The organism is Shinella sp. WSJ-2, assembly GCF_003432075.1.
Lineage (GTDB): Bacteria > Pseudomonadota > Alphaproteobacteria > Rhizobiales > Rhizobiaceae > Shinella.
This window is the reverse complement of the sequence record NZ_QWBU01000016.1, coordinates 1-23,318: the sequence shown is the minus strand read 5'-3', so window position 1 is coordinate 23,318 and position 23,318 is coordinate 1. Positions and strand designations below refer to the sequence as shown.

At 61.9% G+C, this 23,318-nt stretch carries 20 protein-coding genes and 1 pseudogene; 18 read left to right on the top strand and 3 right to left on the bottom strand.

The genetic code is table 11. From position 1 onward, the window contains the following. The first annotated feature begins 37 nt into the window (after nucleotides 1-37). From msuE to D0Y60_RS22180, 8 genes are all read left to right on the top strand, one after another. Complete coding sequence (gene msuE / locus D0Y60_RS22215; RefSeq protein ID WP_117372132.1) at nucleotides 38-628, top strand: FMN reductase; 591 nt, start codon at nucleotides 38-40, stop codon at nucleotides 626-628. Nucleotides 629-650: 22 nt separating this feature from the next. Then, nucleotides 651-1,754, top strand: coding sequence for a dimethylsulfone monooxygenase SfnG (sfnG, locus tag D0Y60_RS22210; protein WP_117372131.1), 1,104 nt, complete (start codon nucleotides 651-653; stop codon nucleotides 1,752-1,754). Nucleotides 1,755-1,863: 109 nt separating this feature from the next. After that, nucleotides 1,864-2,775, top strand: a complete 912-nt coding sequence (locus tag D0Y60_RS22205) for an ABC transporter ATP-binding protein (protein WP_117372130.1) — start codon at nucleotides 1,864-1,866, stop codon at nucleotides 2,773-2,775. Further along, entirely contained in the window at nucleotides 2,775-3,671 is an 897-nt protein-coding gene (locus tag D0Y60_RS22200; RefSeq protein WP_117372129.1) for a branched-chain amino acid ABC transporter permease, read from the top strand. Before D0Y60_RS22205 ends, D0Y60_RS22200 begins: the two co-directional genes overlap by 1 nt. Before the next feature lies 1 nt (nucleotide 3,672). Beyond that, the gene (locus D0Y60_RS22195; protein ID WP_117372128.1) at nucleotides 3,673-4,713 is read left to right on the top strand and encodes a branched-chain amino acid ABC transporter permease; all 1,041 of its coding nucleotides are present in this window, start codon (nucleotides 3,673-3,675) and stop codon (nucleotides 4,711-4,713) included. A 94-nt stretch (nucleotides 4,714-4,807) separates the two neighbouring features. Beyond that, the gene (locus D0Y60_RS22190; RefSeq protein WP_117372127.1) at nucleotides 4,808-6,142 is read left to right on the top strand and encodes an ABC transporter substrate-binding protein; all 1,335 of its coding nucleotides are present in this window, start codon (nucleotides 4,808-4,810) and stop codon (nucleotides 6,140-6,142) included. Between the two features lie 67 nt (nucleotides 6,143-6,209). Continuing rightward, complete coding sequence (locus tag D0Y60_RS22185; protein WP_117372126.1) at nucleotides 6,210-6,989, top strand: ABC transporter ATP-binding protein; 780 nt, start codon at nucleotides 6,210-6,212, stop codon at nucleotides 6,987-6,989. A gap of 25 nt (nucleotides 6,990-7,014) precedes the next feature. Beyond that, on the top strand, nucleotides 7,015-8,262 hold the full coding sequence (locus tag D0Y60_RS22180; protein WP_117372125.1) for an SfnB family sulfur acquisition oxidoreductase: 1,248 nt from the start codon (nucleotides 7,015-7,017) through the stop codon (nucleotides 8,260-8,262). 213 nt (nucleotides 8,263-8,475) lie between these two features. On the opposite strand, the gene D0Y60_RS22175 is transcribed toward D0Y60_RS22180, so the two are convergent. Then, a complete protein-coding gene (locus D0Y60_RS22175; RefSeq protein ID WP_117372124.1) occupies nucleotides 8,476-10,479 on the bottom strand; it encodes a CocE/NonD family hydrolase in 2,004 nt (667 codons plus the stop codon). A gap of 75 nt (nucleotides 10,480-10,554) precedes the next feature. Further along, the gene (locus D0Y60_RS22170) at nucleotides 10,555-12,153 is read right to left on the bottom strand and encodes an ABC transporter substrate-binding protein (protein WP_117372123.1); all 1,599 of its coding nucleotides are present in this window, start codon (nucleotides 12,151-12,153) and stop codon (nucleotides 10,555-10,557) included. A gap of 120 nt (nucleotides 12,154-12,273) precedes the next feature. On the opposite strand from D0Y60_RS22170, the gene D0Y60_RS22165 reads away from it, so the two are divergent. From D0Y60_RS22165 to D0Y60_RS22130, 8 genes are all read left to right on the top strand, one after another. Beyond that, complete coding sequence (locus tag D0Y60_RS22165; protein WP_117372122.1) at nucleotides 12,274-13,062, top strand: helix-turn-helix transcriptional regulator; 789 nt, start codon at nucleotides 12,274-12,276, stop codon at nucleotides 13,060-13,062. A gap of 436 nt (nucleotides 13,063-13,498) precedes the next feature. Next, complete coding sequence (locus D0Y60_RS22160) at nucleotides 13,499-14,260, top strand: amino acid ABC transporter ATP-binding protein (protein WP_199564251.1); 762 nt, start codon at nucleotides 13,499-13,501, stop codon at nucleotides 14,258-14,260. Then, nucleotides 14,257-14,901 carry an amino acid ABC transporter permease gene (locus D0Y60_RS22155; protein WP_117372121.1) on the top strand — a complete coding sequence of 215 codons (645 nt, stop codon included), beginning with the start codon at nucleotides 14,257-14,259 and terminating at the stop codon, nucleotides 14,899-14,901. Before D0Y60_RS22160 ends, D0Y60_RS22155 begins: the two co-directional genes overlap by 4 nt. Next, a complete protein-coding gene (locus D0Y60_RS22150) occupies nucleotides 14,901-15,563 on the top strand; it encodes an amino acid ABC transporter permease (protein WP_117372120.1) in 663 nt (220 codons plus the stop codon). The genes D0Y60_RS22155 and D0Y60_RS22150 overlap by 1 nt, the downstream gene beginning before the upstream one ends. Nucleotides 15,564-15,586: 23 nt before the next feature. After that, entirely contained in the window at nucleotides 15,587-16,426 is an 840-nt protein-coding gene (locus tag D0Y60_RS22145) for a transporter substrate-binding domain-containing protein (RefSeq protein WP_117372119.1), read from the top strand. A gap of 66 nt (nucleotides 16,427-16,492) precedes the next feature. After that, nucleotides 16,493-17,227, top strand: coding sequence for an aspartate/glutamate racemase family protein (locus tag D0Y60_RS22140; RefSeq protein ID WP_117372118.1), 735 nt, complete (start codon nucleotides 16,493-16,495; stop codon nucleotides 17,225-17,227). A 33-nt stretch (nucleotides 17,228-17,260) separates the two neighbouring features. Then, entirely contained in the window at nucleotides 17,261-18,397 is a 1,137-nt protein-coding gene (locus D0Y60_RS22135; protein WP_117372117.1) for an aldo/keto reductase, read from the top strand. Nucleotides 18,398-18,421: 24 nt separating this feature from the next. Beyond that, a complete protein-coding gene (locus D0Y60_RS22130; protein WP_117372116.1) occupies nucleotides 18,422-19,705 on the top strand; it encodes an FAD-binding oxidoreductase in 1,284 nt (427 codons plus the stop codon). On the opposite strand, the gene D0Y60_RS22125 is transcribed toward D0Y60_RS22130, so the two are convergent. Beyond that, nucleotides 19,702-20,649, bottom strand: coding sequence for a LysR substrate-binding domain-containing protein (locus D0Y60_RS22125; RefSeq protein WP_117372115.1), 948 nt, complete (start codon nucleotides 20,647-20,649; stop codon nucleotides 19,702-19,704). The two genes, D0Y60_RS22130 and D0Y60_RS22125, sit on opposite strands and share 4 nt — an antisense overlap. 94 nt (nucleotides 20,650-20,743) lie before the next feature. Here D0Y60_RS22125 and D0Y60_RS22120 point away from each other — a divergent pair, with 94 nt between their 5' ends. Together D0Y60_RS22120 and D0Y60_RS22115 are read left to right on the top strand one after the other, a co-directional pair. Then, nucleotides 20,744-23,185 (top strand): FAD-dependent oxidoreductase, encoded by a 2,442-nt coding sequence (locus D0Y60_RS22120; protein ID WP_117372114.1) that lies wholly within the window; start codon nucleotides 20,744-20,746, stop codon nucleotides 23,183-23,185. Between the two features lie 17 nt (nucleotides 23,186-23,202). Continuing rightward, nucleotides 23,203-23,318: pseudogene (locus D0Y60_RS22115) on the top strand (electron transfer flavoprotein subunit beta/FixA family protein); the annotation flags it as partial.

Here is a 23,318-nt window from a genome sequence, read left to right as displayed (position 1 = left end):
CCATGGAAAATATAAATTATAAAAGTGTGAGGGCGTCATGAAGATCCTGGGAATTTCCGGCAGCGTCAAGCGGCCATCACGCACGGCGCATGTTGTCGAGCGCATTGTGGCCGCGATCGGGCGGGTGGCCGATGTATCGGCCGAGGTAATCGACCTTGCCGATGCCGCGCCGGTGCTGTTCCGGGCGCTGCGTGCCGACCAGCTCGACGACGCCGGAAGGGCGCTGATCGATGCCGTCGAAAGTGCGGACGTGCTCGTCGTCGGCTCGCCGGTCTATCGTGCCTCCTATACCGGCGCGCTCAAGCATCTCTTCGATCTCGTCGATTTTCGGGCCTTGCAGGGCAAGCGCGTCGTCCTTGCTGCGACCGGCGGCACGCCACTGCACGGACTGATGCTGGAGCACCAGTTTCGCCCGCTGCTCGGCTTCTTCGGCGCCGTCACCGTGCCGACGACGGTTTACGCCGTCGAGGCCGATTTCACCGAATACACGCTTTCGAACCCGGCCGTCGAAGCCCGCATCGAGCGCGCCGTCGCCGACCTGTTCGATCTATTGCCCGCCACGGTCCTTGCCGCCGGCGACACCCATCCGGCCCTTCGCGTCGTTGCGCGCGAAACGGCCGCCAACTGACACAGGAAGAGAGGAGTACCCCATGACTGAACAGAGCAGGGACGCCGTGAAATTCGCCTATTGGGTGCCGAATGTCTCCGGCGGTCTCGTCATTTCCAATATCGAGCAGCGCACCAGCTGGACGATCGACTACAATCGCAAGCTCGCCCAGATCGCGGAAGCGAGCGGCTTCGACTATGCGCTGAGCCAGATCCGCTTCACGGCCGGATACGGCGCGGAGTTCCAACATGAATCCGTCTCGTTCAGCCATGCCTTGCTGGAATCGACGACGACACTGAAGGTTATCGCGGCGATCCTGCCCGGCCCTTGGAATCCGGCGCTCGCCGCCAAGCAGATCGCCACGATCAACCACCTGACGAACGGTCGCGTCGCCGTCAACGTCGTCAGCGGCTGGTTCCGCGGCGAATTCCACGCCATCGGCGAGCCCTGGCTCGACCATGACGAGCGCTACCGCCGCTCGGAAGAGTTCATCCGCGCGCTGCGCGGTATCTGGACGGAAGACAACTTTACGTTCCGCGGCGATTTCTACCGCTTCAACAACTATTCGCTGAAGCCTAAGCCGATCGATCCGCAGCCGGAAATCTTCCAGGGCGGTTCATCGCGCGCTGCACGCGACATGGCATCGCGCGTCTCCGACTGGTACTTCACCAACGGCAACACGCCGGAGGAAATCGCCAAGCAGGTCAACGATATCAGGGCGAAGGCGCGGGAGAACAACCATTCGGTCAAGGTCGGTGTCAATGCTTTCGCCATCGTGCGCGAGACCGAGGAAGAGGCGAAGGCCGTTCTTGCCGAAATCATCGAGAAGGCCAATCCCGAAGCGGTCAACGCCTTCGGCCACGAGGTGAAGAATGCCGGCAAGTCTTCGCCTGAGGGCGAGGGCAACTGGGCGAAATCGAGCTTCGAGGACCTCGTCCAGTATAATGACGGCTTCCGTTCCAACCTCATCGGCACGCCGAAGCAGGTGGCCGAGCGTATCGTGCGCCTGAAACGCGCTGGCGCCGATCTCATCCTGCTCGGCTTCCTGCATTTCCAGGAAGAGGTCGAGTATTTCGGCAAGCACGTCATTCCGCTGGTGCGCGCGCTGGAAGAGGCCGAGGAGAGCGCCGCCATCGCGGCTGAATAAGCCAAACGAACAAACGGAGCGGCGGCTCGGCCGCCGCTCCCTGCAACGCGGGCGCGATCGTGTCCGCGAAGGGAATCCTGTGCCCGGTGGGCAATGGACGGAACGGACCATGTCGGCATCGAATTTTCTGCTCGTCGGCCTCAGCAGCGAGGTGGCTGTCCCGCCCGACATCGCGGAGCATCTTGCTCTGCGGGGTGCGGCTGCGGAGGCGCCCGGCCCCCGGACGGACGCGGCGCTTGCGCTGGAACTGCACGGCATCGATCTGTCCTTCGGCGGCGTGGTGGCGCTCAAGGATGTCGATCTCTCGGTTCGTCATGGCGAGATCCGCGCGATCATCGGCCCGAACGGCGCCGGCAAGAGTTCGTTGATCAATGTCATCTCGGGCGTCTATAAGCCGGACCGCGGCCATGTCGCCATCAACGGCGCCGCCTACTGGCCAGTGCCGACACAGAAGCTGGCCAAGCTCGGCGTCGCCCGCACCTTCCAGAATCTCGCCCTCTTCAAGGGGCTGAGCGTGCTCGACAATGTCGCCGCCGGCCGTGCCTATGCCGGGCGCTCGAATTTCCTGAGCCAGATCATCGGCCTGCCGAATGCGCGCCGCGAACAGGCGGATGCGCGCGAAAGGGCGCGCCGCGTCATCGATTTCCTGCACTTGGCACCTTACGTCGACCGGCTCGCCGGCACGCTGCCCTATGGTCTGCAGAAGCGCGTCGAGCTCGCCCGTGCGCTGGCTGCCGAACCGCGCATCCTGCTGCTCGACGAACCCATGGCGGGCATGACGGCGACGGAGAAGAACGAGCTTGCCGACTACGTGCGCCTCGCCCGCGACGAATACGCCATCACCGTCGTGCTGATCGAGCACGATATCGGGGTCGTCATGGGCCTGTCCGACCGTATCGCCGTGCTCGACTACGGCCGCAAGATCGCCGACGGCACGCCGCAGGAGATCGCGAGCGACCAGCGTGTCATCGACGCCTATCTCGGCGTACCGCCGGAAAACGAAGACGGGGAGGGCATCTGATGGCCGAATTCGACTGGCTTTTCTTTACCGAGGTGCTGATCGGCGGGCTGCTCTCCGGCGTGATGTATTCCCTCGTCGCGATCGGCTTCGTACTGATCTATAAGACCTCGGGCGTTTTGAATTTCTCGCAGGGTGCACTGCTCCTCTTCGCTGCGCTCACCTTCGTCAGCCTCGTAGAGAAGGGCGTGCCCTTCGCCGTGGCTTTTGCCATCACCTTCGCGGCGATGGTCGTCATCGGCATCGCCATCGAGCGCACGGTGCTGCGGCCGCTCACCAACAAGCCGCCGATCACGCTGTTCATGGCCACCCTCGGCCTTTCCTACATCATCGAGGGGGCGGCGCAGCTCATCTGGGGCACGCAGGTTCATGGTCTCGATCTCGGCATCGAGGATATCCCCTTCGATGTCGGCGGCGTGTTCATCAGCCAGTTCGACATCTTCGCCGCCCTTGTCGCGGCCGGCATGGTGGCGGCGCTCTCGGCCTTCTTCCGCTACACCCGCATCGGCCTCGGCTTCCGCGCCGTGGCGGACGATCAGTTCGCGGCCCTTGCCGTCGGTCTCAAGCTGCCCTGGATCTGGGCGAGCGTGTGGGCGGCGGCCGGCCTCGTCGCGCTGGTCGCCGGCCTGCTTTGGGGCGCGCGCCTCGGCGTGCAGTTCTCGCTGTCGCTGGTGGTGCTGAAGGCGCTGCCGGTGCTGGTCCTCGGCGGCTTCGATTCCATTCTCGGCGCCATCGTCGGTGGTCTGATCGTCGGCGCATCCGAAAAACTCGCCGAGGTCTATATCGGCGATTATTTCGGCGGCGGCATCGAGGGCTGGTTCGCCTATGTCGTGGCACTCGCCTTCCTGCTTGTCCGCCCCTCCGGCCTGTTCGGCCAGAAGCTCGTGGAAAGGGTCTGACATGTCCGCCGTCACAGCCGATCTTTCTCCGCCCCTCTCGCTGCCGTTCCGCGCCGGAACGCTTGCGGTGCTGGCCGTCGCCTATCTGGTCGTGCCCTTCATCGGCTCGAGTTATCTCTTCGAGGCGATCCTGCTGCCTTTCCTGGCGCTGAGCCTTGCCGGTGTCGGGCTCAACATCCTGACAGGCTATGCCGGCCAGGTCTCGCTTGGCTCGGCCGCCTTCATGGCCGTCGGCGCCTTCGCGGCCTATAATTTCAACCTGCGCGTCGAGGCGCTGCCGCTCATTGCCTCGATCGTGCTCGCCGGCCTGTCGGCGGCGGCGATCGGCATCGTCTTCGGCCTGCCGAGCCTGCGCCTGCGCGGTTTCTACCTCGCCGTCTCGACACTTGCCGCGCAGTTCTTCGTGCAATGGGCGCTGACGAAATTCGGCTGGTTCTCCAACAATTCCGCCTCCGGCGTCATCGATGCGCCGCCGCTGTCGCTTGCCGGCCTTTCCTTCGAAGGCCCGGTCGGCCGCTATCTCTTCGCGCTGACGGTCGTGGCGGTCCTCACCTTCCTCGCCCACCGCCTCGTCTCCTCGCAGACCGGCCGCAACTTCATCGCGGTACGCGACAACGAGACCGCTGCGCGCATCATCGGCGTGCCGGTGCTGCGCACCAAGCTGCTCGCCTTCGGGGTTTCCTCCTTCATCATCGGCGTTGCCGGCGTGCTCTGGGCCTTCGCCTATCTGCGCACGGTGGAGCCGGCCGGCTTCAATCTCGACCGGTCGTTCCAGATCCTGTTCATCGTCATCATCGGCGGCCTCGCCTCGATCCGCGGCGCCTTCTTCGGTGCGGCGCTGATCGTGGTCTTCCCGTTGGTGCTTTCCCGGCTCGGGTCCTTCCTGCTCGGCGACGTCTTCGATTCCGGCGTGCTCGACATGACGCAGCGCATCGTCATCGGCGCCTTCATCATCCTGTTCCTGGTGCTTGAGCCCGATGGCCTCGTCGCGCTGTGGGACCGCCTGAAATCACGCATAACGGCCGCCCTCCGGCGGGCGTGAAACCTCGAAGCTTCCGGCTTCCAACAACAAAAACTCTTGAACCCTGACAGCAACCGGACGGCCGAGCGCCGCCGACAGACGGAGTGTGTCCAGAATGACCCTTTACACCAAGATCAGAGCCGCCGCTTTCGCCGCCGGCATCGGCCTTGCCGCCATCGCTTTTCCGGCGGCGGCAGACGAGCAGCATTTCCCGTTGCAGAGCTACCGCGTCGGCCCCTATGCGGCCGGCGGCACCGGTTTCTTCGGCGGCTTCATCGATTATCTCAACCTCATCAATACCAGGGACGGCGGCGTCAACGGCGTGAAGCTCACCTGGTCGGAAGCCGAGACCCAGTACGAGGTCGAGCGCGGCGTCGAGGCCTATGAGCGCCTGAAGAGCAACCAGGGCATCGCCGCCTGGAACCCGCTTTCGGTCGGCATCGCCTATGCCATGATCGACCGTATCACGCAGGACAAGGTGCCGCTGATCACCATCAACCACGGCCGCACGGATTCGACCGACGGCCGCGTCTTCCCCTATGTCTTCCCGCTGCTGCTTAACCCCTACAGCGAGACCTCGGGCATCGTGAACTACATCGCCTCGAAGGAAGGCGGCCTCGAAAGCCTGAAGGGCAAGAAGATCGTCGTGCTCTATCACGGCTCGCCCTATGGCAAGGAAACCATCCCGATCTACGAACTGCTCGCCGAAAAATACGGTTTCGAGCTGCAGCAGATCGAAGTGCCGCATCCGGGCAACGAGCAGCAGTCGCAGTGGCTGACGATCCGCCGCGCCAAGCCTGATTATGTCGTGCTGCGCGGCTGGGGCGTGATGAACCCTGTCGCTCTGAAGACGGCCGCAAAGACCGGCTTCCCGGTCGATCACATCATCGGCAATGTGTGGTCGAACTCGGAAGAGGACGTCATCCCGGCGGGTGATGCGGCCAAGGGCTATACGGCCATCACCACGCAGGCGTCGGGTGCCGAATATCCAGTCGTCAAGGAGATCGTGAAGACGGTCTATGACGCCGGCAAGGGCAACCTTGAGGACAAGAACCGCATCGGTTCCGTCTACCACAATCTCGGTATCGTCAACGGTATCCTGAACGTCGAGGCCGTGCGCATCGCGCAGGAAAAGTTCGGCAAGCGCACGCTGACCGGCGACGAGGTGCGCTGGGGCTTCGAGCATCTCCAGCTCGATCCGGCCCGCGTCGAGGCGCTCGGCGCCAAGGGCCTGTTCCACTCTATCAACGTGACCTGGGACAACCATGAGGGCAACGGCTACGTGACCTTCCAGCAATGGGACGGCAAGAAGTGGAACGTCGTCTCCGACTGGATCGCCCCGGACTGGGCGCTGCTGCGGCCGATCATCGAAAAGTCCTCCGAAGCCTATGCCGCCGAAAAGGGCATCAAGCTTCGCACGGCCGAAGATGCCGAGGCTGCGACGAACTGATGTCTTGGGCCGGGCACCGGATGGATGCCCGGCCGCACATCCCGGGAAACCAAGGAAAGCCTTCGACATGACTGATGAGAACCGGCTGCTCGCCGTGGAGGGCGTCCATGCGACCTACAATCATTCCATTACCGCCCTGCATGGTGTGACCTTGTCGCTTGCCCGCGGCGAAATCGTCGCCCTTCTCGGCGCGAACGGCGCCGGCAAGACGACGACGCTGAAGGCGGTGTCGAACCTGCTGCCGGCCGAACGCGGGCAGATCCTTGCCGGAAGCGTACGGTTCGAAGGCCGTGACGTGACGCGTGAGGCGCCGGCAAGCCTGGTGCGGCGCGGCCTCGTGCAGGTGCTGGAGGGACGGCACTGCTTCAGGTCGCTGACGGTCGAGGAAAACCTCGTTTCCGGCGGGCTTGGGCGCAGCGCTTCCCGCGCCGAAATCGCCGACGATCTCGAAAAGGTCTATGCCCATTTCCCGCGGCTCAAGGAGAAGCGCCGGGTGCTGTCAGGTCTCACCTCCGGCGGCGAGCAGCAGATGACGGCGATCGGCCGGGCGCTGATGTCACGCCCGCGGCTGCTGGTGCTTGACGAGCCCTCCATGGGCCTCGCGCCGCTCGTCGTGCAGGACATTTTCCGCACGCTAAAACGGCTCAACCGGGAGGAAGGCCTGTCGATCCTCGTCGCCGAGCAGAACTCGGCGGTGGCGCTCACCTATGCCGACCGGGCGGTCATTCTCGAAAACGGCGTCAGCGTGCTCTCGGGCAGCGCTGCCGATCTCAAGGCGCGCGACGACGTCAAGGCCTTCTATCTCGGGCAGAAACCCGCCGCGGCTGCCCCTGCCTTTGTCCATTGAAACCCAACTCAAGAGGAGACTTGCGATGACCATTTCGAACGTCAACACGAAGGGCGCCGTCGAGGGCGTTCCGGCCGTGCCGCGGCCGAGCGAGCCGGCTCATATCATCAAAAGCGATGCCGAGGCGATCGCGGTCGCGAAGGCGCTTGCGGCAGAAATCGCGCCGGGAGCGGCGATCCGCGACCGTGACCGCATCTGGCCGGTCAAGGAGCTCGACGCCTTCTCGCAGAGCGGCCTGTGGTCGATCAACGTGCCGAAGGCATTCGGCGGTCCGGAAGTCTCCTATGCAACGCTCGCCAAGGTGATCGAGATCGTCTCGGCGGCGGATTCGTCCATCGGCCAGATCGCCCAGAACCATCTCGGTGTCGTTGCGGCCATCCGCACGGTCTCCGACGAGGCGCAGCAGAAGCTGCTCTTCGCCGAGGTGCTGCGCGGCACGCGCTTCGGCAACGCCTTCTCCGAATTCGGCTCCAAGCGCGCCGCAGATTTCGAGACGAAGTTCACCGATGCCGGCGACCATGTCGTCGTCGACGGCCAGAAATTCTATTCCTCCGGCGCACTGCTCGCCCATCTGGTGCCGATCGTCGCGCTCGATGAGGAGGGCCGCGCCTGGTATGCGATTGCCGAGCGCGACGCGCCGGGCCTCACCGTCATCGACGACTGGTCGTCCTTCGGTCAGCGCACCACGCTGTCGGGCACCGTCATCCTCAACAATGTAAAGGTGCCGAAGACCCATCTCGTGCCCGGTTACAAAGGCTATGCTGTGCCGACGGCCGATGGCGCGATCTTCCAGATCATCCAGGTGGCGGTCGACACTGGTATCGCGCAGGCGGCGATCGACGAGACCGTCTCCTTCGTGCGCACCAAGAGCCGCGCCTGGGTGGACAGCGGCCTGGAGCGCGCCTCAGACGATCCCTACACAATCCAGGCCATCGGCGACCTGACGCTGCGCCTTCACGCCGCCCAGGCGCTGCTCGAAAAGGCAGGTTACGCCATTGATCGGGCCATCGAGAACCCTAATGCCGACACGGTCGCAGAGGCCCAGATCGTGACCGCCGAGGCAAAAATCCTCTCGACGGAAATCGCGATTTCCGCCACCAACAAGCTGTTCGAGCTTGCCGGCACGCGCTCGACGCTCGCCGAACATCATCTCGACCGGCATTGGCGCAATGCCCGCACCCACACGCTGCACGATCCCGTGCGCTGGAAATATGCCATTCTCGGCAACTATTTCCTCAACGATGAAAAGCCGCCGCTTCACGCTTGGAGCTAGGCAGCTTGCCTTGCTTCCTATTCGAAGGTTCTCGCGCGGGGTGAAATCGCGTCCAGATCGCGGGCACAGGGTTGAACCGCATATCGCTGCTGCAAGAAACCCGTGTGGCTGCCAGCAACTGCCGAGCATCACGAACGTCGGGGCGGAAAATAATCAATCGAGTTCCGTCGAAGGGGAAATTGCCTCTCCGATGAAACTATAAGCCCTCGCTTCCTACATGAAGTCTCTGGGGAGGCGCTTTTCGAATGTCTTGCGGAAGACTTCGTTTTCACCTTCGTAGGCGACGAGTTCGGCGGTCGTGACCCATTCTTCCGCAGTGCAGGAGAGACGGGCGGTGGAGATGGTTCGCAGGAACCAGCCGTCGCGCTGCATGTCACAGGTCCACGTGGACTGACCGTTCATCGACAGCGGGTCGTCTGACCTGATCGACCATACTTCCTCGCGCACCTGACGGGTCGAGAGACCCGTGCCGGGGCGCTCTGAAAGCCCGGTGTCCTCTTTGATGTGATAGTCGGTGCGATTGGCCGTCATATCCTTCGTCACCAAGCGCCGCGTGGTGCCGGGTGTATGCTCGGTATACTTCGGCAGCGGATTGGGGTTTTCCGGTTCCTTGACCGTGATCTTCTCGTGTGCGCCGAGCTTTGGAAGCGCAAGGCCGAGCGAGGCGAGATCGAGAGTTACACCCGGATCCGTCGGCGCAGGCAGGATCATCGGCCAATAGGCGGTCGAGATCGACAGGCGGATGCGGTGGCCTTTACGGAAACGATAGCCGCAAGCATCGAGTTCGATGCGAATCTTGGTCTTCTCCTTCTGGGGAATGGCGCTCGGATTTTCGTATCCATCGCGATGGGCAAGATTTAGGACCCCGAATGACACACGCGTCGCGGTGCCATCGGGGTGCACGTCGACAAGACGCGCGCAGAGATTGGCCCAATCCTCATCGCAGGCGACCTCGACCGTCAGCACCGGGCGGCCGAGGATATCAGTATCCTCTTCAAGCACGGCCGTTTCCACGACCATCGAGCCGGCGTCATCTCCGCGTTGGTCGAGCGCCATTTCCGCATCGGGCTTGAGGGTGAAGAATTCTCCCGAAGCCGTGCCCGTGTCGAGGGGCGAGCGGATATAACGGTCATGTCCACGGGCGCCGGGGATCGGGTTTCCAGGGTTCAGCATGCCGAACCGGTCGACGTAGAAATGCGCTGCCTCCGGCTTGCTCCAGTGCTGTTTTCCGATCCAGAAGCCGTTGTCGAAATCGCGCCGAGGGGCAGGGCGGATATCGTCCATGATATAGGCGCGCACCTGTGGCAAGGTTTCGATGCCGTTCTCCTCGCCGCGTAGCCACCGGTTCCACCAGCGGATCGCCTCGCCAAGGAAGTCAGCACGCGGCTTTGGCCAGGCAAAATGCGGATATTTATGCACCCAAGGACCGATCAGGGCTTTGGCTTTGTCGCCGAGGCCTTCCACCGCCTTCAGAGGCGTGTTGCGGTAGCCGTCCGCCCAACCGGCGATAACCATAGCCGGAATCTCTATGTCGCTGAAATTCTCACTGATGGAGCCGTGTTTCCAGAAGGCGTCGCGGCGCTGATGTGCCAGCCACTCCTCCATGAAATAAGGCTCTTTTTCCAGCCGCTCGAGCCACATCTCGCACCACCGGTCACCGACAAGTGCGGGGTCCGGCGAGCGCGACTGATAGGCCAGCATGGTCGCAGCCCAGGAAAGCTGGGCGGAAAGATGCGTGCCGTTCTTGTAGTGTATGTCGTCATTGTAGCGATCGACGGTCGAGGCAATGGAAATGACGGCTTTCAGCGCGGGCGGCCTCAGGGCTGCGACCTGCAGGCAGTTGAAACCGCCCCAGGAGATGCCCATCATGCCGACGGAGCCGTTCGACCAGGGCTGGGCAGCAATCCAGGCGATGAGTTCGCAGGCGTTTGCCAGTTCCAGCGGGGTATATTCGCCGTCAATGATGCCGTCGGACTCGCCGGAGCCCCTGATATCGACACGCACACCCGCAATGCCCGCGGCTGCGAATTCCGGATAGGTGGAATCGTCTCGCAGGCAGGTTCCATCATGCTTGCGATAAGGCAGAAATTCGAAAACGGCGGGCACCGGATCGCTCTCGGCATTCTCCGGCATCCAGATACGGGCGGCGAGGCGCGTGCCGTCGGCAAGCGTGATCCATTCATTCTCGATGATGCTGAAGGGGCGTTTGCCAGACATAGTTCTGGATACTCCATTCGGGAGCGTTTGCCGCGCAAACGCTCCGAAGTCCTATAGGGTACTGGGTTGCTGAGCTTACGCGTCGAGCCAGACGCGGCTACCGATATAGCCATTCGACATGTCATTGCCGATGTCGTTGACATAGCCTTTAACGCTCCGGCTCTGCGCCATGACATAGTCGTTGAAGACCGGCAGGATCAGTCCGCCCTCGTCCCGCACCATAAGCGCCATGGTGCGGTAAAGAGCCTTGCGCTTGGTGTCGTCGAGCTCGGAGCGCGCCTGCAGTACCAGCTTGTCGAAATCCTCGCGCTTGAAACGGGTGTCGTTCCATTCCGCTGTCGAGAGGTAGGAGGTCGAGTAGCGGGAATCTTGCGTCGGGCGGCCGCCCCAATAGGTGGCGCAGAAGGGCTGGGCGTTCCAGACATTCGTCCAGTAGCCATCTTCCGGCTCACGTCGCACCTCGATGTCGATGCCTGCCTTCTTTGCGCTTTCCTGGAAGAGCACGCCGGCGTCCACGGCGCCGGGGAAGGCTGCGCTGGAGGTGCGCAGCAGGACGGAACCCTCATGGCCGGATTTCTTGAAGTGGAATGCGGCCTTGTCCGGATCGTAGGTCCGTTGCTCGATGTCGTCCGGAGCCAGCGCATAGTTGCCGTTCACCGGATAATCGTTGCCGATGGTGCCGTAGCCGCCCAGCACCTTGTCAAGGATCGCCTGCCGGTCGATGGCATATTTCAAGGCTAGCCTGAGATCATTGTTATCGAAGGGGGCGGTGTCGCAATGCATCAGGAAGGCGTAGAAGCCCTTGCCGGCGTTACGCACGATCTCCACCGTTGGTGCGCGCTCCAGCAGCGGCACGGTCTTGGGGTCGATGGTGTTGATGAAGTGCACCTGGCCTGAGGAAAGGGCGGCAATGCGTGCTGTGGTGTCGTTCATTACGATGATTTCGACACTGTCGACGAAACCGCGATCCGAACGCCAGTCGGCGGCGTTCTTTTCGAAGGTCGTGCGCACGCCCGCCTCGAAACTCTTCAGTACATAGGGCCCGGTGCCGATGGCAGCGTTGAGGTTTTCCACCCCGCCCTTGGGTTGGATGATGAGGTGATAATCGGTCAAAAGCAGCGGCAGGTCGGCATTGCCTTCCGAAAGTGTCAGGACCAGATCACCCGCCTTCTCCTCTATGGTCTTGATGGAGGAGAGAAGGCCGAGTGCACCGGATTTCGAGTTGGCATCCGCGTGGCGCTTCAGCGTGGCAACGACGTCAGCGACCGTCATTTTGGTCCCGTCGTGGAAGGAGACGTCGTCGCGCAGCTTGAGGGTCCAGACGGAGGCATCCGCCGAAGGTTCCCAACTGGTGGCGAGGGAGGGGAGTGCCGCGCCGGTTTTCGGGTCGGATTCGACCAGCGTGTCGCCCCACAGACGCCCGACAACGAAGAGGACGGAAGCGCTATAACCCGCGGGGTCGAGCGTATCGCTGGTTGCGCCGCCGTTCATGCCGAGCTTGAGATTACCGCCGCGCTTTGGCTCATCGGCCGCGAGGGCGGATTTCGGCATCAAGATGCCACCTGGGCTCAACGTCATCGCGGCGCCAAAGGCAGCGGTGGCGCCCAAGAATGCGCGACGGTCGAGTGCGCCAGCGGGCATGGTTGCACTGGGAGTCTTGCCGAAGTCTGACATTTTTTCGTGGTTCCCATTATGGTGTTGTCGGAACCGAGCCTAGCGTTGCGGGAATGTTGTGCAACTTCGCAAGTTGATGCTACTTTAAGCGAGTTTAAGCTATGATAAATAGGTTGATGCTTGGAGAATTTTCTGGAAAACCTGAAGTCGGCCTGCGCCACGCAACGCTCGATTTCGCATATTTGCCGGCAGGTCGCGATCAATCGTCAGCAATTCAACCGCTATATCAACGGTGACACACAACCTTCCGCGTATAATCTCGCCCGTATAGCTGACTACTTCGGTTTGGCGGCCGGCGATTTCTCGCTGCCGCCGGCGATTTTCCGCCAACGCCTGCAGAAGCTGGAGCCACCTGTTGCGGTACGGGCCGGTTTGCTCGAGGGGTTTCCGGGTGATATCGAAGCGCTTCGCCGGCACACTGGCTATTTCCAGACCTATCATCGCTCTCCCTCCTGGCCCGATCTCGTGATCTGCTCGTTGAGCCGGATTTACGAGGAGCATGGCGAAATGCGCGTGAAGTCCATGGAGCGCATTCGCGACAGCGACAGCGAGATTCGCCAGGATTCGAAATATACCGGCCTCGCCGCTTTCTGGCGTAACCGTATCTTCATCACCGAACGCAGCCTCGGGGTGAATCCAATGTTGTCGCAGACCATCCTTATTCCCTTCGAGGCGGCGCACCAACGCGTCTACCTGCGTGGTGTTACCCTAGGTGTCGCATGGAGACAGGGAAACCTGCCCTATGCCTCACGCATGATCTGGCGCCACCTCGGCACGAAACCCAACCTGCGGGCGACACTGTCCCGCTGTGGTGTGCTACCGCTGAACGCGCGACAGTTGCCGCCAACGGTGCGGAGCTTCCTCGACGGCCCTCCTGCAGAGTTGTTGACCGTGCCGACGGAGTATTGACCAACCTCGGCCAAGTTGGCGAGTCCAGGGCCGAGCGGCTACGACCCACGCGAGGGGATCCAAAGATTTCGAGGCTGGTACACCTGAAAATATAGACTGGATTATGCCTCCCGCGCGTCGTTTGACAAATTATCTGATCTGCCCGTTTTTCCGCAATGTCTCGCCACCAGTGCATAACTTCAGGTTTGGTGAGGAGGCAATTTTTTCGCCCTGCTCAGCGCGCGGTAGAATGCTAACATTCTCTCAATAACAACGGGAACAGGGCCGGAAGCGGAAATTCCGACGGCCAAATCATAACCAGGCAGCTCAGGCGATAACCAGCCCGCAAAGGCGGCGCGCGGAGTGCTGATCTATTGGGGGTCACGATGATATGGATGGTGCCATCCTTTATCTGCGGGAAGACGATCGGCTGCATGGCAGGGTGCAACCCGCGATGATGCCAGCCTCGACCGATGTCCTCATCCGCCTCAAGTCTCTCAGCAAGCACTACGGCACCCATATCGTTCTTGACGGTATCGATCTCGATGTGCGTTCTGGCGAGGTGCTTGCCATCATAGGGCCCAGCGGCTCTGGCAAGAGCACGCTGCTGCGTTGCATCAACTATCTCGAACCGCCGGATGGCGGCATCATAACGATCGGCTCGATGACGATCGACGCTGCCCGTCCGGTTGCGCGGGCGGAGCTTTCCGGTCTTCGTCGGCGGGTCGGGATGGTGTTCCAGTCCTTCAATCTCTTCCCGCATATGTCGGTTCTGCGCAATGTCAGCCTTGCGCAGGAGCGTGTTCTTGGTCGCAGCCGCGCGGAAGCCGATGAACGCTCCATGCAACTTCTCAAGCGGGTCGGGCTCGCGGACAAGGCGGGACAGTTCCCGGTCCGTTGCTCCGGTGGTCAGCAGCAGCGCATCGCCATCGCGCGCTCTCTTGCCCTCGACCCGGAGATCATGCTTTTCGACGAGCCGACCTCGGCGCTTGATCCAGAGCTCGGGCTCGAGGTTCTCGCCGTCATGCGGGAACTCGCAGAGACTGGCATGACGATGATCGTCGTCACCCACGAGATGGGGTTTGCCGAGAACGTTTCCGATACGGTCATGATCATGGCCGACGGACATATCGTGGAGAAGGGACCGTCCAAGGACGTCATGCGCAATCCGCAACAGGAACGCACGAAGCGTTTCCTTCGTGCGGTACACGACCGATGAGCGCGGCGGACCTTCTGCCACTCCTGCGAGGTCTGACCTGGACGGTCGCACTCACAGCTGGCGCGTTTCTCATCGGCGCCGTACTTGGTGTCCCGCTGCTTGCGGCGCGCCAAAGCCGCCTCTGGCCGCTCCGTTTCCTTGCGATGACTGCTATCCAGATCGTGCGCGCCATTCCGCCGATCCTATGGCTCTTCATCATCTTCTTTGGCCTCGGCATGGGCGTGATGCCGATCAGCCCTTTCAATGCCGCTCTGATGGGCCTCGGGCTGATCGCGGCCGCGAACATGGCGGAAATCTACCGAGGCGCCGTCGCTTCTATCCATTTCGGTCAATGGGAGGCCTCCGCGGCGCTTGATCTCGGCCGTTGGTCGATTTTCCGCGATATCATTGCGCCGCAGGCCTTCCGCGTCGCGCTGCCGTCGGCGGCGAGCTATCTGATCGGCCTGATGAAGGAGACTGCGGTTGCCTCCACCATCGGTGTGGCGGAGCTTGCCTATCAGGGCAACCAGCTTTCGCAGCTGACGTTCCGCGGCCTCGAAGTCTTCGCGCTGGTCGGGCTGTTCTACGTGCTCCTGAGCCTGCCGATCGCCTGGCTCTCGCGCGTCGCAGACGGTTATCTCCGGGCAAAGGTGGCACGCTGATGTTTCCGACCCAAGACGAAATCTCCGCCTGGCTCCCGGACCTTCTGGGCGGCCTCTCCATCAGTCTCCAGGTAACGGGCCTCAGCCTGCTGATCGGTATTCCTTTCGGGCTTGTTTTGGCGTTGGGCGTTCTCGCCAAGAACCGCTTGCTGAAAGGTGTCAGCCTCTTTCTCGTCGAGGTTGGTCGCGGCGCGCCGGCGCTGGTGCTTCTGCAGTTCATCTATTTCGGCCTGCCCTCGACCGGGTTGACGCTTAGCTCCTTCTCGGCCGCAATCATCGCCCTCGCCTGGAACACCGGCGCCTATACCAGCGAGATCATCCGCGCCAGCCTGCAGTCCGTCGCGCTTGGCCAGCGCGAGGCAGCCGAAGCGCTTGGCCTCAGCCGATTCGACGAGCTGCGCTACGTACTGCTGCCGCAGGGCCTCCGGGTCGCGCTTCCAGCGCTGCTCGGTTTCTCCATCCTTATTTTCCAGGGAACTTCGCTCTGCTTCACCATCGCGCTACCGGAGCTGGTGAGCCGGGCCTACGAGATCGGTTCGACCACCTTCCGCTATTTTCCTGCGCTGCTTGCCGCGGGGGTGCTCTACGCCGCCATTTCCATTCCCGCCGCGTTTCTCGTCAATCACGTCGAAAAGCGTGCCGGTCTCTACGCGCAACGTTGAAACCAAGCTGAAAGGATACCTGCATGCCGAAAACCAAAACCACCACGCAGTTCCTCCTTGCCGGTATTGCCGGTCTGGCCCTGTCGGTCGGTGCCGCATCCGCCCAGGAGTGCACGCCCAAGCATCAGTTCACGACGGTCGAGGCGGGCACGCTGACCGTGGCGGTCACCACCTATGTTCCCCATTCCTTCGTCGATGACAGCGGCAACATGAAGGGCATCGACGGTGACATCGCCGCAGAATTCGCCAAGCGCGAATGCTTGAAGGTCAAGGCCGTTGCGGTCGATCCGGCCGCGGCTATCCAGTATGTCCTGTCCGGTCAAGCCGACATCGCGACCGGAGACTGGTACCGCACGGCCGAGCGCGCGAAGGTGATGAGCCTTTCCGCTCCGCTCTACACTGACCAGATGGGCATCTATTCGAAGGAAGACTTCAAGAATGTTTCCGATCTCGAAGGCAAGCAGGTCGGTACGGTGCAGGGTTATCTCTGGGTTGCCGACCTGAAGGCGATGCTCGGCGGTTCGCTGAAGCTTTATCCGAACTCCGTCAACATGCAGCAGGACCTGTCGTCGGGCCGCATCGACGTGGCGGTCGATGGATATTCGACGGGCGTCGTCGCGGCGCAGAAGGGCGCTCTTGGCGACGTGAAGGTCAATGTCGCTGCGCCGGACGAGCGTGTGAAGGCGACGAAGGAAGCTGCGCAGGCAGCCTTCCCCTATTCGCTGAACGCCAAGGAATTCGGCGTTGCACTGGATGCCGCGATTGCCGAAATGCATGCGGACGGCACGATCGTCACCATCCTCAAGTCCTACGGCCTGGATGGCACGGCCGCCGATACGGGCGCGCCGCGTCTCGTCGAGTAACGAACCACAAGGCGGGAGAGGGAACTCTCCCGCATTTCCCTGACATGGAAATCGGAGAGAACAACGATGACTGTCTATACGGTCACGCGGAAGACGCAGTCGTGGTACGGTGAGCAGATCGGCATCCTGATCCTCGATGCCGCTTATCCCTGTGTGCCCGGCAATGTCGGCAATGCGACGACCTATGATTATCCCGTGCGCTTCCAGGAGGTGCGGGGTGCGTCGATCGACCGCCTGCTCAACCAGCGTGATCCTGCGCTGAAGGAAGTCTTCATCGAGGCTGCCGTCGAACTGCAGAACCGAGGTGTCAAGGCAATCACGGGCGCTTGCGGTTTCATGGCCTATTTTCAGGAAGAAGTCGCGGCCGCTGTCGAAATTCCGGTTTTCCTTTCGAGCCTGATGCAGATTCCTTTCATGCATGCTCTGTGCGGTGGGCGGGTCGGCGTCATTACCGCCAATGCCACGCGATTGACCCCGCGCCACTTTGCCGCCTGCAACGTCGCCGACCACGTTCCTCTTGCGGTTGCCGGTATGGAAGAGCAGACGGAATTTCGAGAGGCCATTCTGGAAGAGCGCGGAACGTTGGATTCCGCTGCGATCGAGCGGGAAGTGACGGAGGTTGCCCGGCGTCTCGTGGAGGACAATCCCGATGTCCGCTCCATTCTGCTTGAGTGCAGTGACTTGCCGCCCTATGCCCATGCCGTGCAGGCGGCGACCGGCCGACCGGTCTTCGACTTCATCACCATGATCAACTATGTGCAGCAGAGTACCGCACGCCGCCCTTATATGGGCGCCATGTAGCGCAGGTGCGTCACGCACAATGAAGGACCGACGATGTCGCTCGATCATTACTATCTTCTAGGCCGTTCCGGATTGCGGGTAAGCCGCCTTGCGCTCGGGACCATGACGTTTGGCAATGCGGGTATCCGCGGTATTGGCGGCTCTTGGGGCAGTGACGAGGCGAGCGCTCGTGCGATCTTCAACCGTTATGTCGAGGCGGGCGGCAACTTCATCGACACGGCGGATTCCTATGCGGGGGGTATGAGCGAGAGCCTCGTCGGCAGTTTCGTTGCCGATGCGGGGCTTCGTGACCAGGTGGTCATCGCGACAAAGTTCTCCAACAACCTTTCACCCGGAAATCCGAATGCTGGCGGCAATGGGCGCAAGAACATCATGCGCGCGGTCGAGGCTTCGCTGCGGCGTTTGAAGACGGATTACATCGACCTCTATCTCCTGCACACCTGGGACCGCATGACCCCGGTGGAAGAGGTGATGCGCACGCTCGATGATCTCGTGCGCGCCGGCAAGATCCGCTATGCGGGCCTGTCAGACGTGCCGGGCTGGTATGCGGCGCGGGCGCAGACCTGGGCGGAAGCCCATGCGCTGACCACGCCGATCAGCCTGCAACTTCCCTATTCACTGGTCGAACGCAGCATCGAGCACGAATTCGTGCCGCTTGCCGAAACGCTTGGACTTGGCATTACCGCCTGGAGCCCGCTTGCCATGGGGCTGCTTTCCGGCAAATACCGCGCCGGCGCACAGGCAGGGCGCCTTGCGCTGGATGCCTCCGGCACCGGCCTCGGCCTGTTCAACGAACGCAATGCCCGCATCGTCTCCACTCTCGAGAAAACGGCTGCGGAAGTGGGACGCAGCATGGCACAGGTGGCTCTCAACTGGGTCGTCAATCGCCCAGGCGTAGCTGCTGCGATCGTTGGGGCGAGCAAGCTCGATCAACTCGAAGACAATATTGCGTCACTCGACTTCGAGCTAGCTGTCGAGCAACGCGCCGCGCTCGACGCAGCCAGCGCCACCGAAGCGCCTTACCCCTACAGCCTCTTTGCCGACGACTATCAGGCGGGCATTCTCAACACCGGCAGCTCTGTTGGCGACAAGCCAAAGACATATCGGTCCGATAGCTTCCTGCCGAAGGTGGCCGACTATGTTTTCGGTCAGCCGAAAAATCAGAAATAGCAAGGACCTGGAAGGACCGAGACCATGCTGACCGACCCGCACTCCCACGGCCTTTGGGAAAAAACGGCACCGCCTGCTCCGGCAACACAGCCGTTGATGGGCGATCGGCAGGCAGAGGTCGTCATTGTCGGCGGCGGGTTTACCGGGATTTCCGCGGCCCTCCATCTGGCCGAGGCAGGACGCCGCGTGGTCGTACTCGAAGGGGCGGAAATCGGCTTTGGCGGGGCCGGCCGTAATGTCGGGCTGATCAATGCCGGCATGTGGGTGATGCCGGACGATTTGCCCGGTGCGCTCGGCGATATCCACGGCGAACGTCTGCTCGATATGTTGGGTAATGCACCACAACTGGTCATGGACCTCATCGAAAAACACGGAATTGCCTGCGAGCTGGAGCGCAAGGGGACATTGCACTGCGCGGTAGGTGCCGAAGGCCTCAAGGAGATCACAGAACGGGCGAACCAGTGGCAAAAACGCGGCGCGCCCGTCATGCTTCTCGACGCGGCGGAGACGGCGCGCCGCATCGGAAGCCGAGCGTATGCCGGATCGCTGCTCGACATGCGGGCAGGTACGTTGCAACCGCTCGCCTATGTGCGCGGTCTGGCAAAGGTCGCGATTGCTGCCGGCGCTGTCATCCATACGGGTTCGCGCGTTGTCGCCTGCGAACGTTCCGGGGATGGCTGGAGGGTGCGTACCGACCGTGGTTCCGTCACCGCGCCTTGGGTGATCGTCTCGACGGATGCTTACAGCACAGGTCCCTGGAGCGATGTTCGTCAAGAGCAGGTGCATCTGCCATATTTTAATTTGGCAACGCAGCCACTGTCACCGGACCTCCTGTCGTCGATCCTGCCGGGGCGCGAGGGCGTCTGGGACACGAAAGAGATTTTGTCGTCCTTCCGCATGGACCAGGCTGGCAGGCTGATTTTCGGCAGTGTCGGTGCGCTGCGCAATACCGGCCGCGCTATCCATGTCGCGTGGGCGAAACGTGCGCTGAAAAGGCTCTTCCCCCAACTCGGTCCCGTCGAATTCGAATGTGAATGGTTCGGCAAGATCGGGATGACCGACAATGCCCTGCCGCGCTTCCATCGCTTCGCCGACAAGGTGGTCGGCTTTTCCGGCTACAATGGCCGCGGTATCGCGCCGGGCACCGTATTCGGGCGCACGCTGGCACAGTTGGTCCTTGGCGAGAAGACCGAAGCCGAACTGCCCTTGCCGCTCAGCGATCCAAAGGAACCGGGCTTGCGTCCACTGAAGGAGCTCTATTACGAAGCGGGCGCGCAAGCTGCCCATTTCGTGGGTGAAAGGTTTTAGCCGGTATCAGCATTTCCCGTGGGCTGCAGAACGCCGGCATCGGCATCCTGCTCGATCAGCCAGTCGCGGAAAAGTTCCGTCCCGCGTTTCGGCGGGCGCTGTGCCGGCATGATGATGTGGATCGCGTGCCCCGACCGATAGGATTCCTGCAGGGGGAGAACCAGCCGTCCGGCCCTTATATGGTCGTGAACGAGATGCTTCCAGCCGAGCGCGATACCCTGGCCAAGCACCGCCGCCTCGATGGAGCCCAGTGCATCGGTGAAGACGAAATCCTGCTTCAGGCGGGCAACTGGGACTGCATGGCGCTCCAGCCATTCGCGCCAGCCAAGACGGGTGCGGTGCCTTTCCTCGAAATTCAGCAGCGTATGCTGAAGGAGATCAGCCGGCTCATGGATTGGCCCATGGTCCCTCAGATAGTCCGGGCTGCACACCGGCAGCACTTCCTCCGTCACAAAACGCCAGGAGTGAATGCCCGGCCATTTGCCGTTGCCGAGGCGAGCGGAAAGATCGATGTCCTCTTCCACCAAATCCTGATCGTCGCGGCTGCTTTCTTCGATGCGCAACGAAACATCTGGGTGTTTGGCCTTGAAGTCTTTCAGTCGCGGTAGAAGCCACAGCTGCACGAACGATGCGGAAAAGGAAACACGCACCACATCGTTGGAGTGCTTTTTCTGCAGCGACGAGATTACCATGTGCAGATGGTCGAAGGCTTCCTGCGTCTCCTTGTAGAGTCGCTGTCCCTCTGCCGTCAGTTCCAGCCGTGTATGTTCGCGGCGAAAGAGCTTTAGCCCGGTCGCCTCTTCCAGCAGGCGGATGGTCTTGCTGACGGCTGGCTGGCTGACATTCAACTCCTGTGCGGCGGCCGTAAAACTGCGCCTTCTGGCTGCGGCTTCGAAGCAGAAGAGATAGTTGGCGGACGGGATGAGGGAGCGGAGTCTGTGCATAATCTGAGGTTATGCCCCTCGGCAATTTTTAGCAAGATTACAGGCCGAAAGGGCGTTTGTAGGTTGGTGAAAACCAATTCGAGGGAACCTTTTCATGCAAACTCATGCTCGCGCCGTCGTTATCGGCGGTGGCTGCGTCGGCGCCGCCATTCTTTACGGTCTCACCAAGCGCGGCTGGACGGATGTCGCGCTTCTGGAGCGCACGCAGCTTACTGCCGGCTCGACCTGGCACGCTGCCGGTCTCATCCCCTCCTATGCACGCAGCATCAATATCGGCCGCATGATTGCCAAGACCATCGAGATCTATGAAGGCCTCGAGGCTGAAACCGGTCAGCATGTCGGATGGCACAAATGCGGTCAGCTGCGCATCGCCAACACGCGCGACCGCCTGGACGAATACAAGAGCTATATGAGCGTTGCCGCCGTTCAGGGCATCCGCGCCGAACTCGTGACGCCGCAGGAAGCACGCGAGCTCTGGCCGCTGCTCGAAAACAACAAGGATATGCTGGCTGCGCTCTACCATCCCGACGACGGCCACATCGCCCCCGCCGACGTTACGCAAGCCATGGCAAAGGGCGCGCGCGACCGCGGCGCGAAGATCTATCTCAACACCGAGGTCAAGGGTTTCGAGCGCCTCGCCAACGGCGAATGGAAGATCATCACCAACAATGGCGAGATCATCTGCGAGCATATCATCTCGGCGACCGGCAACTATGCCCGCCAGACCGGCGCTATGCTTGGCCTTGAAATCCCCGCGATCCCGATCCTTCACCAATACTGGATTACCGATGCGGTGCCCGAGATCATCGAGCGCAAGCGCCAGGGTTTGCCGGAAATGCCGATCCTTCGCGATGAAGGTTTCGAGGGCTATCTGCGCGAGGAGGGCGACGGCCTGATGTTCGGTCCTTACGAAAAGACCGAGCACCTGAAGCTTTTCGCCGAAAACGGTGTGCCAGAGTGGTTCGGTGCCGATCTCGTCGAAGAAGATTTCGACGCGGTCGCCTGGAACTGGGAAGCCGCGATGGAAATGGTGCCTGCACTCGGCCGCGTCGGTATCAAGGCGAATGTGCGTGGCCCCTTCCAGATGACGGCGGACGAGCTGCCGCTCGTCGGCCCGGCCTGGGGGCTGGAAAATGTCTGGATCGCCGAGGGTGTTCCGGGCGGCATCCTGTGGGGCGGTGCCATCGGTTACTATCTCTCTGAACGTATCGTCGAAGGTGCCAACAGTCTCGATACGTCGGAACTCGATCCGCGCCGCTTCGGCACCTACGCCAACAAGGAATGGACGCGTCACAAGGTTAAGGAGAGCTGGGGTACGCATGCGGAATTGCACTATCCGGGGCAGGACATGCCTGCTGCCCGCCCGCAGAAGACCGCGCCCTCCTACGATATTCTATCGCAGCGCGGTGCCGTCTGGGGCGTTCTGAACGGGTGGGAAGTACCGAACTGGTTTGCGCCCGAGGGGGTGGAAGCCAAGGACCAGTATAGCTGGCGCTGGACGCAGAAGGGCCATTACGTGGCCGAAGAAGTACGCGCGGTGCGCGAGGCGGTGGGTCTCGTCGAGATGACGCCGATGACGAAGTTCGAAGTCTCGGGCCCCGGTGCCGAAGCCTGGCTCGACACTATTCTTGCCAATCGCCTGCCGAAAATCGGTCGCGTCAACCTCAGCCATCATCTGACGAAGAACGGTGGCGTGCAGGCGGAATATGTCGTGGCGCGCCTTGAAGACGGCAGCTTCTACCTGATCTCCACGCCGCGCGCCGAACGCTGGAATTTTGACGACCTGTCGAAGCTTCTGCCGAAGGACGGCAGCGTGCAGCTGCGCAACGTCACGAACGAGCGCGGTTGCTTCACGGTCGTCGGCCCCAAGGCGCGCGACGTGCTGCAGGGCCTGACCGAGATGGATCTTTCCAACGAGGCGTTCCCGTGGTTCGGCGCCAAGTCCGGCACAGTCAGCCTGGCGACTGACGTTCGCATGTTGCGTGTCAATTATGAAGGCGAACTTGGCTGGGAACTCTATCATCCGCTGCCCTATCAGCGGCAGCTCTTGCAGGCGATTCTTACGGCGGGTGAGCCGCACGGCCTTCGCCTCATCGGTTACCATGCGCTGGAATCGCTTCGCCTCGAAAAGTCCTACCGCGCCATGTATCGCGACATGAATCCGGAATTGACAGCGTGGGAAAGCAGCCTCGACCGCTTCATCCGGCTCGATAAGGGTGACTTCATCGGCAAGGCGGCGCTCGTGCGCCAGCAGCAGGAGGGCGTCAAACAACGCTCCGTAACGATCGCCATCGATACGGACGGTGCTAGCTCGCTCATCCATGAAGGCGTCTATCACGAGGGCAAACTTGTCGGGCGCGTTACCTCCGGCAGCTATGCCTATACGGTCGGGCACGATATCGCCTTCGCCCTGCTGCCCGTTGCGCTCGGCACGCCCGGCACGGAGCTGGAAGTGCCGATCCTCGGCGAACGCCGCAAGGCGCGGGTGATCGCGGAATCGCCCTACGATCCTGAAGCCCTGCGCGGCCGCATGTAACGAGTGGGAAGGAAGCCATGAAGATCTTGGTCCCAGTGAAGCGCGTTGTTGATTACAACGTAAAGATCCGCGTCAAGGCGGATGGGTCAGGCGTTGAGCTTGCGAATGTGAAGATGTCGATGAACCCGTTCGA